At 43.7% G+C, this 14,046-nt stretch carries 11 protein-coding genes and 1 pseudogene; 10 read left to right on the top strand and 2 right to left on the bottom strand.

Annotation, left to right across the window (positions count from 1 at the left end; genetic code table 11):
* Positions 1 to 97: 97 nt before the first annotated feature.
* Together NQ488_10150 and pap are read left to right on the top strand one after the other, a co-directional pair.
* Positions 98 to 952 (top strand): S8 family peptidase, encoded by an 855-nt coding sequence (locus NQ488_10150; protein ID UWN94935.1) that lies wholly within the window; start codon positions 98 to 100, stop codon positions 950 to 952.
* Between the two features lie 104 nt (positions 953 to 1,056).
* Entirely contained in the window at positions 1,057 to 2,535 is a 1,479-nt protein-coding gene (pap, locus tag NQ488_10145) for a polyphosphate:AMP phosphotransferase (protein ID UWN94934.1), read from the top strand.
* On the opposite strand, the gene NQ488_10140 is transcribed toward pap, so the two are convergent.
* Positions 2,532 to 3,377 carry a PHP domain-containing protein gene (locus NQ488_10140; protein ID UWN94933.1) on the bottom strand — a complete coding sequence of 282 codons (846 nt, stop codon included), beginning with the start codon at positions 3,375 to 3,377 and terminating at the stop codon, positions 2,532 to 2,534. The two genes, pap and NQ488_10140, sit on opposite strands and share 4 nt — an antisense overlap.
* Positions 3,378 to 3,599: 222 nt before the next feature.
* Here NQ488_10140 and NQ488_10135 point away from each other — a divergent pair, with 222 nt between their 5' ends.
* The 7 genes from NQ488_10135 (at position 3,600) to thrH (ending at position 11,846) form a co-directional block, all read left to right on the top strand.
* Positions 3,600 to 5,780: a sodium-translocating pyrophosphatase gene (locus tag NQ488_10135; GenBank protein ID UWN94932.1), complete on the top strand. Its 2,181-nt coding sequence runs from the start codon at positions 3,600 to 3,602 to the stop codon at positions 5,778 to 5,780.
* Between the two features lie 151 nt (positions 5,781 to 5,931).
* Positions 5,932 to 7,206 (top strand): dihydroorotase, encoded by a 1,275-nt coding sequence (locus NQ488_10130; GenBank protein ID UWN94931.1) that lies wholly within the window; start codon positions 5,932 to 5,934, stop codon positions 7,204 to 7,206.
* A gap of 33 nt (positions 7,207 to 7,239) precedes the next feature.
* On the top strand, positions 7,240 to 8,160 hold the full coding sequence (pyrF, locus tag NQ488_10125; protein UWN94930.1) for an orotidine-5'-phosphate decarboxylase: 921 nt from the start codon (positions 7,240 to 7,242) through the stop codon (positions 8,158 to 8,160).
* Positions 8,161 to 8,208: 48 nt separating this feature from the next.
* Positions 8,209 to 8,988: a dihydroorotate dehydrogenase electron transfer subunit gene (locus tag NQ488_10120; GenBank protein ID UWN94929.1), complete on the top strand. Its 780-nt coding sequence runs from the start codon at positions 8,209 to 8,211 to the stop codon at positions 8,986 to 8,988.
* Entirely contained in the window at positions 8,985 to 9,887 is a 903-nt protein-coding gene (locus NQ488_10115) for a dihydroorotate dehydrogenase (protein ID UWN94928.1), read from the top strand. The genes NQ488_10120 and NQ488_10115 overlap by 4 nt, the downstream gene beginning before the upstream one ends.
* Positions 9,887 to 11,170 (top strand): glycosyl hydrolase family 28 protein, encoded by a 1,284-nt coding sequence (locus NQ488_10110; protein UWN94927.1) that lies wholly within the window; start codon positions 9,887 to 9,889, stop codon positions 11,168 to 11,170. Before NQ488_10115 ends, NQ488_10110 begins: the two co-directional genes overlap by 1 nt.
* 76 nt (positions 11,171 to 11,246) lie before the next feature.
* Positions 11,247 to 11,846, top strand: coding sequence for a bifunctional phosphoserine phosphatase/homoserine phosphotransferase ThrH (gene thrH, locus NQ488_10105; protein UWN97143.1), 600 nt, complete (start codon positions 11,247 to 11,249; stop codon positions 11,844 to 11,846).
* A gap of 103 nt (positions 11,847 to 11,949) precedes the next feature.
* On the opposite strand, the gene NQ488_10100 is transcribed toward thrH, so the two are convergent.
* The gene (locus NQ488_10100) at positions 11,950 to 12,285 is read right to left on the bottom strand and encodes a hypothetical protein (GenBank protein ID UWN94926.1); all 336 of its coding nucleotides are present in this window, start codon (positions 12,283 to 12,285) and stop codon (positions 11,950 to 11,952) included.
* A 152-nt stretch (positions 12,286 to 12,437) separates the two neighbouring features.
* Here NQ488_10100 and NQ488_10095 point away from each other — a divergent pair.
* Positions 12,438 to 13,994, top strand: a pseudogene (locus tag NQ488_10095) (NAD(P)/FAD-dependent oxidoreductase).
* Positions 13,995 to 14,046: the final 52 nt, after the last annotated feature.

The raw sequence follows: 14,046 nt of genomic DNA, 5'->3' as shown, positions 1-14,046 counted from the left end.
TACCAAAGAACGGACTGACATTCGGGCAGATGTGTTCACCCGCACGTATAATGTGTAATATACTATTATTATAACATTATATGTGCGGGTGATTTTTTTGGAAAATGAGCAGACGGGCAGCCATATTACGGTAGCAGTTCTTGATACCGGAATATATCCACACAGAGATTTTGGCAGCAGGATAGCTGTATTTAAAGATTTTATAAATGGTCATTCTAATGCATATGATGACAATTCACACGGAACGCATGTGTCGGGAATAATAGCAGGTGACGGTACGGCTTCTCGCGGCAAATACAGAGGTATTGCACCCGGATGTAATATTGCGGCAGTCAAGGTACTTGACAGAAATGGGGAAGGGAGTTCTAAGACTGTTGTTGAAGGAATAAAGTGGGTCATTGAACATGCGGAAGAATATGGAATACGAATAATAAATCTTTCATTTGGAACAACACCTGAATCGACTCAGGGGGAAGATTCGGTTCTGGTAAAGGCTGTTGAGGAGGCATGGGACTGTGGTATAACAGTTGTGAGTGCGGCGGGAAATAACGGACCCGGACGTGGAACCGTGACTGTTCCCGGAATAAGCCGCAAGATAATAACTGTAGGGTCACTTGATGACAGGATATATACAGATGAACGTGGAAGAAAATATGCCAATTACTCCGGAAGAGGGCCTACAAAATCATGTATTGTCAAGCCGGAGATTGTTACTGCCGGTTCCGGAATAGTGTCGTGTTCTAATAAGAGGGACGGCTATACCGTGAAATCCGGCACATCTATGGCTGCACCTATAGTTACGGCGGCAATAGCTCTTCTGCTTCAGAAAAAGCCGTATCTTACACCGGCAATGGTGAAGATGCGCCTCCATGACACGGCAGTTTCCATAAGACTTCCAAAGGAGCAGCAGGGATGGGGAATGCTTGATGTAAAGGCACTGCTTGATTCATAGTTTACTGTGGACTTAAAAGTGGTATAATTAAAAAGACACATTGAAAAGCCATGTTATGTGGCAGAGGCTGCGTGCGCAATTAGATGCGGGAACGGAGATTAGCGATGTTTGAGGAAATTGATTTAAAGAGAGAGTATACACTGGATGAAGAGATCAGCATAAAAGCAGAGATTGATGAGCTGGGAGACAGATTTGCACAGCTCCAGCAGAGACTTAAGAAGGCCGGAATTCCGGTTATTATTGCATTTGAGGGCTGGAGTGCTTCGGGTAAGGGAAGTCTTATAGGGAAGCTGCTTAAGTATCTTGATCCGCGAGGCGTGAAGATGTATTCGATTACATCTCCAAGTGATGAGGAATCAAGAAAACCATACATGAACAGATTCTGGATGAAGATACCCGGAAGAGGCGAGATAGCCATATTTGACAGAAGCTGGTACCATGACTGGATGACAAGCGGTAAAGAAAGTCATTCTAAGGATATAGAAGTGTTTGAAAGACAGCTTACGGATGATGCATATGTTATTTTTAAATTCTTCCTGCATATAACCAAAAAAGAACAGAGCAAAAGGCTTAATGAGCTTGAAGCATCCAAAGCAACAAAGTGGCGCGTAAGCGCACATGACTGGAAACAGAACAAAGCATATGCCGTATGTAAGGAAGAATATGACTTTATGCTTGAGAAGACGAACTTTGAATATGCGGGCTGGAATGTAATATCAGGAATGGAAAGAGACGTGGCTCTCAAAGAAGTGCTCGAGACAGTTGTCAAGCGTCTTGAAAAGCTGTGCCGTAAAGTAGAAAAGGATGGTATACATTCTATAGAAGGCAGGGGAATACCTGTGTCAAAGATGGATTTTGAACTTGTCAGGAAGCCGCTTATTCAGGATGTAAGCCTTGACTGCACGCTTTCAGAGAAGGAATATCATAAGAGGCTTGACAAGCTTCAGGATAAGCTTCTTAAGCTCTCATATAAGCTCTACAAAAAGAAGATTCCGCTTATTATCTGTTATGAGGGATGGGATGCGGCAGGCAAAGGCGGTAACATTAAGAGAATGGTATCATGTTTTGATGCAAGGGATTATGACGTTAACCCGGTAGCTGCACCGGATTCATATGAAAAGGCAAGACAGTACCTGTGGAGATTCCAGAAGAATCTGCCTAAGACGGGACACATAGCTGTGTTTGACCGTACATGGTACGGACGTGTAATGGTAGAGCGTCTTGAAGGCTTTAATACGGAGACTGAGTGGAAGAGAGCCTACAATGAGATTAACGAATTTGAACAGGAGCTTATGGACTGGGGAGCAATTGTGGTCAAGTTCTGGCTCCAGATAGACAAAGATGAGCAGCTTGCAAGATTCAGGGAAAGAGAGAATAATCCGGCAAAGCAGTGGAAGATTACCGATGAAGACTGGCGCAACCGTGATAAATGGGATAAGTACGAAGTCGCTGTTAACGATATGATAAAATACACCTCTACCAAGGATGCGCCGTGGCATATCATTGAATCAAACAACAAGTATTACGCGCGTATAAAGGCAATAGAGACTGTTGTCGATGCAATAGAAAGCAGACTTTCTTAATGTGCATGCTTACGAATCGGTTCAAGTATTGATTCCGGAACAAACAGGTGGCCTTTGCCTGTGCCAAGGCTTATTGACGGCTTGTTGGCACCATGAAAATCAGAGCCGCCTGACGGAATCAGCCCGAATTCCTTAGCAAGCCTGCGCATCTGGATCTCTTCTCCCATTGTATATGTTGAATATATACATTCCATGCCGGCAAGACCGTCTGCTTTGAGGGCAGCAAGCATGTCACGCATGACATCATTGCCGAGATGATACAGAGTTGGATGTGCAAGTATCGGCACACCTTTGGCATCGAGTATTATGCGGATTCCGTCGCCGGAACTCAGATAACGTCTGGGAACGAAGCAAGGGGCATTATCACCGACATAACGGTCAAATGCCTCTTTTTTGCTGCTCACATATCCATGTTTCATAAGATAATCTGCAAAATGTGCTCTTGTTATTACGGCATTTCCATAATCATTATCCATGTCATCAAAGGATATATCAATTCCATGCATCCTGAGCTTCCCACACATCAGGTGGTTGCGCTCATCCCTTGTAGTGCGGAGCTCTTCAAGCTTCGCGTTGAAAGCTTTATCTTTATCATTAATAAAAAGTCCCACTATATGGATTTCCTTAAAGCCTTTGTAGCTGCAGGAAAGTTCTATTCCGGGAATAAGCTCGACATTTGTACCGGCTGAAGCCAGGCGTGCATCATCTATTCCGTCAGTTGTGTCATGGTCTGTAAGCGCCATTGCCGAGAGCCCTTTCCTGACAGCTTCATCTATAAGCATCTTTGGTGTAAATGTGCCATCAGAATATGTTGAGTGAACGTGTAAATCTATAGCATTCATAAATTCTATAACCTCCGTCTATAAGGAACATGCCTGTATATAAGAAAATACATCAGTATTGTACATATATTTCTTAAATATGTCAAAACTGACAAAATATTATGTGTAATTTTGTATACAATTATTTGTGCGATTTTTCATATATTTATTGACCTTGCAGTTAAGAATTGGTAAAATTGTACATATGTTTTACACAACATAAATGTTTGGAGGGTTTAGGAAATGGAGGTTTTATTAGTTCTCGTAATAGTGGCAGCGTTGCTGGCACTAGGCTATGCCGCATTCAACTTCGCAAGTGTGAAGAAGATGGATGAGGGCAACGCTCGTATGTCAGAGATAGCAGAGGCAATCAGGGTTGGTGCCAATGCATTCATCACATACGAGTACAAGATAATCGCAGTGGTAGTTGCAATTATTGCAGTTGCATTTGCGGTAATATTCAGTCTGCAGAGCAGCACATTTATGTGGCAGCCGTCTGTATGCTTCGTTATCGGTACGGTAATGAGTGCATGCGCAGGATGGGTTGGCATGAAGATAGCGACATATGCTAATGTCAGGGTTGCCAATGCAGCGAATAAGACAAGAAATATCGGTGAGACACTTAAGGTTGCACTTAAGGGCGGTTCGGTAATGGGACTTTGTGTCGGCGGATTTGCGCTGCTCGGTCTTTTTATTGTTTATATAGTATTCGGTATGTTGCTCGGACTGCTTGATATCACGGCACTTACAACGGGCGGACATATATTTACGCAGTGTCTTTCATGCTATGCACTCGGATGTTCAATAGTTGCAATGTTCAACCGAGTTGGCGGTGGTATCTATACTAAGGCAGCAGATATGGGTGCGGATCTTGTAGGTAAGACAGAGGCACACATTCCTGAGGATGATCCGCGTAACCCGGCAACAATAGCTGATAATGTAGGTGATAATGTAGGTGATGTTGCAGGACTTGGCTCAGACCTTCTTGAGTCATATGTTGGTGCAATCACATCATCAATAATACTTGCAGTCAGCCTGTTCCTTTCTAACATTGCTTCAAGCGGAGCTGCTTCAGAGAATATGCTCCAGAAGATGATGTATTATCCGCTTGTATTTGCTGCAATAGGACTTGTTGCATGTATACTCGGTATTGCATATGTACTTCTTAAGAAGGCAACAGATAATCCTCACAAGGATCTTAATATTTCAACATGGGCTGCTGCGGCTATAACAGTTATTGGCGGACTTGTTGTTACATATCTTATGTTTGGCAAAGCAGGTGCAGCGGATATGGCATTTGCAAAGTTTAATGCAGGATGGCTTTCACCATGGATTGCAGCAACACTCGGAGTTGTCAGTGGTGTAATCATCGGAGCTATCGCAGAATACTATACAAGCTATGATTACAGGCCTACACAGATTATTGCGCAGGCATCTAAGGAAGGTCCTGCACTTACAATCACGCAGGGACTTGCAGTAGGAATGAAGTCATGTATGTATCCGCTTATCGTACTTGGTATCACAACATATGCATCTTATGCAGTATCAGGTATGTTCGGTATAGCTATGGCAGCAGTAGGAATGCTTTCATTCGTATCTGCTACTGTATCAGTTGATACATATGGTCCTATCTCAGACAATGCGGGTGGTATTGCTGAGATGTCAGAACTTGATTCAGATGTACGTAACATAACAGATAAGCTTGATTCAGTAGGTAATACTACTGCAGCAATCGGTAAGGGATTTGCAATCGGCTCTGCATCACTTGCAGCACTTTCACTTATGGTAAGTTTCCTTTATGCGTTCCAGCCGGAGGGTTCAACACTTGACCTTAACTTTACGGATCCTAAGATTCTTGCAGGTGCGCTTGTAGGTGCTGCCCTTCCTTATCTGTTCTCAGGTATGCTTATCGAGGCTGTTGCTAATGCTGCCCGTAAGATGGTAGAGGAAGTAAGAAGACAGTTCAAGGAGATTCCGGGAATACTTGAAGGCAAGGCTAAGCCTGATTATAAGACATGTATTGAGATTTCGTCACAGGGCGCTCTTAAGGAGATGAGAGTTCCTGCGATACTTTCAATCCTGTTCCCGCTTGTATGCGGTTTCCTCTTTGGACCGTATTTTGTAGGCGGACTTCTTATCGGTGCAACACTTTCTGCAATCATGCTTGCTATATTTACAGGTAATGCAGGCGGTGCCTGGGATAACGGCAAGAAGTATATTGAATCCGGTGCTATCGAAGGACAGGGCAAGGGTTCACCTGCACATGATGCAGCGGTTGTAGGTGATACAGTAGGTGATCCTCTTAAGGATACGGTAGGTCCTTCACTTGATATCCTGATTAAGATTATGTCAACAGTATCACTTGTTGCAGCAGTACTGTTCAGAGATTACAATCTTCTTGACTGGATTATGAAGATGATGTAATGAATATGTAACCAACACATACATGAGGTCTTGTAAGTTGCTATTATGCGGCTGTACAAGGCCTCTTTTTTGTGCTACAATATCACTAATAAAGTCTTGAATCGTGGGACTTATTATAGTAACCAATAATGTACAATATATGAGGTGAATAATGAAGACATTAATCAAAGGTGGAAGAGTGATTGACCCTGCAAGCGGTAAGGATGGAATATACGATATCCTTATCGAGGATGACAGGATTGCAGATGTTGCCGGAAGTATATCCGCAGAAGCGGATAAGGTTATTGATGCATCGGGATATTATGTTATGCCGGGACTTATAGATCTGCATGTGCATTTCAGGGAGCCGGGTTTTGAGCATAAGGAGACTATAAGAACAGGTGCGATGGCAGCAGCCAAGGGTGGATTCACATCGGTATGTCCTATGCCTAATACGAGACCTGCAGTGGACAATGTAGATACACTTCAGTATATTATAGATAAGGCTAAGGATGTCACAAAAGTTAATATTCTTCCTATCGCAGCAATTACGGCAGGACAGGAAGGAGAATTCCTTACAGACATTGAGAAACTTCACGAAGCAGGAGCCGTGGCACTCAGCGAGGATGGAAAGTCTGTTATGAATGCACGTGTATACAGACAGGCAATGAGGCTTGCAGCTGAGGTTGGAATCCCTATTTTTGCACATTGTGAGGATAAGAATCTTGTCGCAAGAGGTGTAATGAATGCGGGTGCAAGGGCTAAGCAGCTTGGACTTTACGGAATTATGAATGCGGTTGAGGATACAATTGTTGCGAGAGATATTCTGCTTGCCAAGAATACGGGAGCACAGCTCCATCTGTGCCATTGCTCTACGGCAGACAGTGTGCGTATGGTGCAGCTTGCCAAGGAAGCAGGACTCCCTGTAACAGCAGAAGTATGTCCTCATCATTTTACACTTACAGAGGACGATGTTGACGGAACAGATTCTAACTATAAGATGAATCCTCCGGTAAGGACTAAGGCAGACAGGGATGCACTTATTCAGGGACTTGCATCGGATATAATGGATGTTATATCAACAGACCATGCACCACATCATAAGAGTGAGAAGGATCTTCCGTTTGCAGAGGCTCCGTTTGGAATAGTAGGTCTTGAAACATCAGTAGCACTTACCATGACAGAGCTTGTACATAAGGGACATATAACACCTATGCAGATGGCTGAGAAGATGAGCTATAATCCTGCAAAGGTTCTTGGAATAGATAAAGGAACACTGCTTCCGGGCAGGATTGCGGATATTACAATTATCGACCCTGACAAGGAATATGTAATTGACAGTTCCACATTTGTATCAATGGGTAAGAATCAGCCGTTTGACGGGAAGAAAGTCAAGGGTGAAGTAAGATATACACTTGTAGGCGGCGAGGTAATATACGAAGCCTAGATAATAAAACTAAAACGAGAGGTATGAAAGACCATGATTAACAAGCTTGTTGAGAAGATTCAGAAGATGGATGCACCGGTAGTTGTAGGACTTGACCCTACAATGAAGAATATTCCGGATTACATTATTAAGAAGGCTATAGAGGAGTATGGTGAGACTCTTGAGGCAGCCGCTGAGGCAGTATGGGAGTACAACAAGGGAATAGTTGATGCAATCTATGATATCGTTCCTGCAGTTAAGCCGCAGATAGCTATGTATGAGCAGTTCGGACTTGAGGGACTTAAGGCATTTAAGAAGACTGTTGATTACTGCAAGTCAAAGGACATGGTAGTAATCGGCGATGTTAAGAGAGGCGATATCGGTTCAACATCTGAGTCATATGCGATTGCACATCTTGGCAGGGTTACGGTAGGCTCTAAGAGAATTGCAGCATTTGATGAAGATTTTGCAACAGTTAATCCATATCTTGGAACAGATGGAATTAAGCCATTTGTTGATGTATGCAGGGAAGAGAAGAAAGGTATATTTGTACTTGTTAAGACATCCAATCCTTCAAGCGGCGAGTTCCAGGACAGACTTATTGACGGCAAGCCTCTCTATGAGATAGTAGGTGAGAAGGTTAATGAGTGGGGAAGCGACTGCATGGGTAATGATTACAGCTATGTAGGTGCTGTTGTCGGAGCTACATATCCTGAGCAGGGAGAGCTTCTCCGCAAGGTTATGCCTAAGGCATATATACTTGTGCCGGGTTATGGCGCACAGGGCGGTAAGGGCTCTGACCTCGCACATTTCTTTAATAAGGACGGACTTGGTGCAATCGTTAACAGTTCAAGAGGAATTATAGCTGCGTTCAAGCAGGAAAAATATGCAAAGTTTGGTGCAGAGCATTATGCAGAAGCATCAAGACAGGCAGCTCTTGATATGATTGAGGATATTAATTCAGCAAGAAAATAATAATGCAGGGGCATATTGCCCTAACCGATGAACAAACAAGGAGCAGATATGTCAGACAATTACAGAGAGAATGTAAGCATAGTAAGTCAGGAAAAGCTTGCATCAGATGTATTCAGCATGTGGATACAGACTAAGGATATTGCAAAGAATGCCAGGGCAGGCCAGTTTATATCAGTATATTCAAAGGATGGCTCAAGACTTCTGCCAAGACCTATAAGTATATGTGAGGTTGAAGGTGACAGATTGAGAATTGTATACCGTACTGTCGGCAAGGGTACTAAGGAATTCTCAGGATACGGAGCCGGAGATACGCTCGATGTCATGGGACCGCTTGGCAACGGATATACAAAGCTTAATAAGAAAGCTATCCTCATGGGTGGAGGAATAGGTATTCCTCCTATGCTTGAGCTTGCCAGGGAGCTTAAGAACGGCGGATATGATGTGAGTGATGCAGATATAGTACTTGGTTACAGGGATGAGCTTTTCCTTAATGAGGAGCTTGCACAGTACGGACGTGTTACTATTGCTACTGAGGACGGAAGTGCCGGAACTAAGGGCAATGTCCTTGATGCGATAAAGGCTGAAGGAATAAAAGGTGATGTCATATACGCATGCGGCCCTACACCTATGCTTCGTGCAATCAAGGCCTATGCAAAGGAGAATGGAATAGAGTGCTACCTCTCACTTGAGGAGAAGATGGCATGCGGAATCGGAGCGTGTCTTGCATGTGTGTGCAAGTCAAAGGAGATTGATGACCATTCACATGTGCATAACAAGAGAGTATGCAAAGAAGGACCTGTATTTAACGCGGAGGATGTTGAATTATGAACACAAAAGTAAATCTTGCAGGTGTTGAGCTTAAGAATCCGGTTATGACAGCATCAGGAACATTTGGCTCAGGTATGGAGTATGCACAGTTCGTAGACCTTAATAAGCTTGGCGCGGTAGTTACCAAGGGAGTTGCCAACGAGCCGTGGCCGGGCAATCCTACACCAAGAATTGCGGAGACTTACGGCGGAATGATTAATGCCGTAGGACTTCAGAATCCGGGAATAGATGTATTCTGCAAGAGAGATATACCATTTCTTAAGCAGTATGATACAAAGATTATTGTAAATGTATGCGGACGCAGTAAGGAAGACTATGTTGAGGTGGTTGAGCGTCTTGCTGATGAGCCGGTTGACATGCTTGAGATTAACATTTCCTGCCCTAACGTAAAAGAGGGCGGGATTGCATTTGGACAGAAGGCTGAGGCAGCATATGAGATTACAAAGGCAGTCAAGGCAGTCGCAAAGCAACCGGTAATCATGAAGCTTAGTCCTAATGTCACTGATATAACTGAGATGGCGCGTGCCGTTGAAGCGGGTGGAGCAGATGTTGTATCACTCATTAACACTCTTACAGGCATGAAGATTGACATTAACAGACGTACATTTGCAGTAGCCAATAAGACCGGCGGTCTGTCAGGCCCTGCAATAAGACCTGTTGCTGTACGTATGGTATATCAGGTATCCAATGCAGTTAAGATTCCTATAATAGGTATGGGAGGAATAACATGTGCCGATGATGCACTCGAATTCATAATGGCAGGTGCAACGGCAGTATCAGTCGGAACAGCGAATTTCCATAATCCTAAGACAACAGAAGAGGTTGCAGCAGGAATTGAAGCTTATATGAACAAGTATAAGGTTGAAGATATTAATGAGCTTATCGGAATCGTGCGATAATGGATTACACAGATTGCAGACATTATATGAATGACAGATTCTATGAGGACAGATTCCCGGACGGGAGTGTTGTCGATGAGTGGTTTCATGATGTACATGTGCCAAAGCTTGGTGAGCTTGGCAGGCAGTATATACTTACCGATTACGGAATAAATGCTGACGGAAATATACACACGGAGCAGCTGCAGAAGCTGATAGATACAGCGGCAGATAATGGCGGAGGTGTGATTGTTGTTCCGGAAGGCACTTATCTGACGGGAGCATTGTTCTTCAGACAGGGCGTTAATCTGTATGTTAAGGCGGATGGAATGCTCAAGGGGAGCGATGATATATCGGACTACCCGGTAATTAAGACTCGCATAGAGGGCGAGAACTGCATATATTATGCAGCCCTGATAAATGCTGACGGAATTGACGGATTCACGATGTGCGGTGAAGGAACGATAGATGGCAGCGGTCTGAGGTCATGGAAGAGCTTCTGGCTCAGAAGAAGCTGGAATCCTGCCTGCACCAATAAGGACGAACAGAGAGCGCGGCTTGTATATATATCAGGCTGTACCAATGTTACGGTTGCAGGGCTTAGATTGCAGAATTCGCAGTTCTGGACCAATCACATTTACAAATGTAGTCATGTCAGATACATCAACTGTTCAATATTCAGCCCCAGAACGCCCGTGAAAGCGCCAAGCACTGACGCAATAGATATTGATGCATGCAGCTGTGTGCTTATAAAGGGATGCCGCATGGAGGTCAATGATGATGCCGTGGCACTCAAGGGCGGCAAGGGACCGTGGGCGGATGAGGCACCGGAGAATGGTGCTAATCAGAATATTATTATCGAAGACTGCACATTCGGATTCTGTCATGGCTGTCTGACGTGCGGCTCTGAGTCGGTGCATAACAGAAATATCATAATGAGAAGAATCAATGTGCAGGACGGATATAATCTTCTGTGGCTTAAGATGCGGCCTGATACGCCCCAGCGTTATGAATATATTCTGATTGAGGATGTGAGTGGCAGGACGGATAATTTTATAAATATTAATCCGTGGACGCAGTTTTTCAATCTGCAGGGACGCAGCGATGTTCCGCTTTCGTATGCGGGACACATTATGATGAGGCAGTGTCAGTGCGAATGCATCAACGCTTATAATGTGCAGGAGGCACACGAACAGTATATTCTTGAGGATATCAGGCTTGAGGACAACTGTATAAAACAGCCGGAGAACCATAATCTGAGTGAAGATAATTTGAGCAATAACTTGCACACACAGGCTGAATAATGTATACTTACAAATGATTTTAGTTGACTAAACAGTGCGCAGACGCCTGTATATAAGTGGAGGATGAACGATGGGAATGAATATTGTATGTCTTGACCTTGAAGGAGTACTTGTACCGGAGATTTGGATCGCATTTGCTGAGGCAAGCGGTATTCCGGAGCTTAAGAGAACTACAAGGGATGAGCCGGATTATGATAAGCTTATGAAGTGGAGAATTGGAATCCTTAAGGAGCACGGACTCGGACTTAAGGAGATTCAGGAGACAATTGCAAAGATTGACCCTATGCCTGGTGCAAAGGAATTTCTTGATGAGCTTAGAAGCATTACACAGGTAATTATCATAAGCGATACATTTACACAGTTCGCGGGACCTCTCATGAAGAAGCTCGGCTGGCCTACAATATTCTGCAATACACTTGAGGTTGCTGACAACGGAGAGATTACAGGCTTCAAGATGAGAATTGAGAATTCAAAGCTCACAACAGTTAAGGCTCTGCAGTCAATCGGATATGACACAATTGCAAGCGGAGACAGCCACAATGACCTTGGCATGATCAAGGCAAGCAAGGCAGGCTTCTTATTCAGAAGCACAGAGCAGATTAAGAAGGACAATCCTGAGCTTCCTGCATATGAGACATATGATGAACTTATGGATGCAATCAAGAAGGCACTGTAAAATTACAGATAAGGTTTGTGGGAGTGCGCAGCGCGGAACAATCCGGAAATATCTGTATTATGGTATGTATTTATTATATTATTAGGGACCTGAGCCGTGAGGCTCAGGTCTTTTTGTAATGGGATGAAAGTATGTTGGAAGAAATACTTAATATTGTATCACCGCTGCATTGTGAAAAGTCCATACAATCACTCAGGTCAATAGTTTCGCCGTATGCAACTGTTCTTTTTCCGACATTATCTATAAAATCAGAAAGTACGGCTTCTTCACCCGGAACGTATTTGAACCAACCTACTTTTTTTAAATTGCTGTAGTCAATAGCTGTTACGGCAGATGCAGCTTCTTCTGTAACTGACTGAGCCGGAACTTCTGCAGCCGCCTCCGATGCCACAGTAACAGCTTGAGTAGCTGCCTGAGTAGCTGCGACAGTCTGTGTCACAGTGCTTTTCGTACTGTATTATGTCGTTTCGTACTATAACGCTCCAATGTGGGAATAAATATAGTAATATAAATGCAGTTATGGTTTGGATTAGTCGGACAGAGTCAGACAGGCTGTCATGGTGTCATTTTGTCTGAATAATGGAGGAGAGTATGAAAAAGAAAGCGGTAATCATAGGGGCAGGACCTGCGGGAATAACGGCGGGCTGTGAGCTGCTTAAGAGTTCGGATGAATATGATGTGGTGATACTTGAGCAGAGCGACAGTATAGGGGGAATATCACGTACAGTCAACCATGAGGGCAACCGCATGGATATGGGAGGCCACCGTTTTTTTTCAAAGGATGAGAGAGTTAACAGATGGTGGGAAGAGATTCTTAAGATGCAGGGAAGTCCGTCATCTGATGATATAGCAACCTCGAGAGACGTACATTGCAGTGAAGGAGGACCCGACCCGGAGCAGCAGGACGAGGTAATGCTGCTGAGAAGAAGGGTTTCACGCATTTATTATAATAAGAAGTTTTTTGATTATCCGGTGAAGATGAATCTTAATACGATATGTGCAATGGGACCTGTAACAACAATTCAGGCAGGCTTCAGCTTTCTGTGGGCATGTATACATAAGCTTCCCGAGACATCACTGGAGAATTTTTATATTAACAGATTTGGCAGAAAGCTTTATTCTATGTTCTTTGAATCTTATACACACAAGCTGTGGGGAAGACATCCTTCAGAGATATCGGCAGACTGGGGTGCACAGAGAGTTAAGGGGCTGTCTGTGGCAGCGGTGCTTAAAGACTGTTTTGGAAGACTTCTGCATATAAAAAACAGTAATGTAGAGACATCGCTTATAGAAGAATTTAAGTATCCCAAATATGGTCCGGGACAGTTATGGGAGTGTGCCTCGTAAAGATTCAGGACAATGGGAGGCCGTATTATAACGGATTGCCGTGTTGACAGAATTATTGTGAAAAATGGGAGTGTACAGGGAATTGAATGTGTATGCGGTGGGGAGAAGAAGACCTTCTGCGTAGATGTGATATTTTCAAGTATGCCTGTTAAAAATCTTATAAGAGGCATGAACAACGTGCCGGCAGATGTCAGAAGCATAAGCGAGGGACTTCCGTACCGCAACTTTGTGACGATAGGTGTGCTTGTCGACAGGATTAATCTCAAGAATAAAACTAACTATGCAACTGTAGGTGATATTGTTCCGGACTGCTGGATATATGTTCAGGAGCCGTCAGTTACTATGGGTAGAATCCAGATTTTTAATAACTGGTCGCCATATCTTGTTAAGAATCCTAAGTCAACAGTGTGGATGGGACTTGAATATTTCTGCGGTGATGATAAAGAATGGAACAGATCGGATGAAGAGTGGAGTTCACTTGCTGTGAATGAATTGAAGCAGATGAATATCATAGATAATGATACAAAGATAATCACAACACACTGTGAGCGTGTTGAAAAGGCATATCCGGCATATTTTGACACGTATGACAGAATAGACAGGGTTATTGGATGGCTTGATGATATTGATGAGCTTTACTGCATCGGCAGGAATGGACAGCATCGTTACAACAATATGGATCATTCAATGCTTACCGCAATGGAAGCGGTCAGCAATCTTCTTGCCAATGACAGCGACAACAGCAATATATGGAATGTTAATACAGAGCAGTCGTATCATGAGGATAAGGCAACGGCGTAGCATTAACGCTGCGTAAGCATTGGTTATATTACGAAGAATGAATACGGGTTAA

The organism is [Bacteroides] pectinophilus (assembly GCA_025146925.1).
In the GTDB taxonomy this organism is placed as follows: Bacteria; Bacillota; Clostridia; order Lachnospirales; family Lachnospiraceae; genus Bacteroides_F; species Bacteroides_F pectinophilus.
Note: the sequence above shows the minus strand (reverse complement) of the source record. Positions and strands in the feature narration are given on the sequence as shown.

Excerpts from the sequence above, each read along its gene's own strand:
- NQ488_10135 (UWN94932.1), top strand. The coding sequence starts at position 3,600 with ATGGAGGTTTTATTAGTTCTCGTAATAGTGGCAGCGTTGCTGGCACTA.
- NQ488_10140 (UWN94933.1), bottom strand. The coding sequence starts at position 3,377 with ATGAATGCTATAGATTTACACGTTCACTCAACATATTCTGATGGCACA.
- thrH (UWN97143.1), top strand. The coding sequence starts at position 11,247 with ATGAATATTGTATGTCTTGACCTTGAAGGAGTACTTGTACCGGAGATT.
- NQ488_10120 (UWN94929.1), top strand. The coding sequence starts at position 8,209 with ATGTCAGACAATTACAGAGAGAATGTAAGCATAGTAAGTCAGGAAAAG.
- pap (UWN94934.1), top strand. The coding sequence starts at position 1,057 with ATGTTTGAGGAAATTGATTTAAAGAGAGAGTATACACTGGATGAAGAG.
- NQ488_10130 (UWN94931.1), top strand. The coding sequence starts at position 5,932 with ATGAAGACATTAATCAAAGGTGGAAGAGTGATTGACCCTGCAAGCGGT.
- NQ488_10110 (UWN94927.1), top strand. The coding sequence starts at position 9,887 with ATGGATTACACAGATTGCAGACATTATATGAATGACAGATTCTATGAG.
- pyrF (UWN94930.1), top strand. The coding sequence starts at position 7,240 with ATGATTAACAAGCTTGTTGAGAAGATTCAGAAGATGGATGCACCGGTA.
- NQ488_10115 (UWN94928.1), top strand. The coding sequence starts at position 8,985 with ATGAACACAAAAGTAAATCTTGCAGGTGTTGAGCTTAAGAATCCGGTT.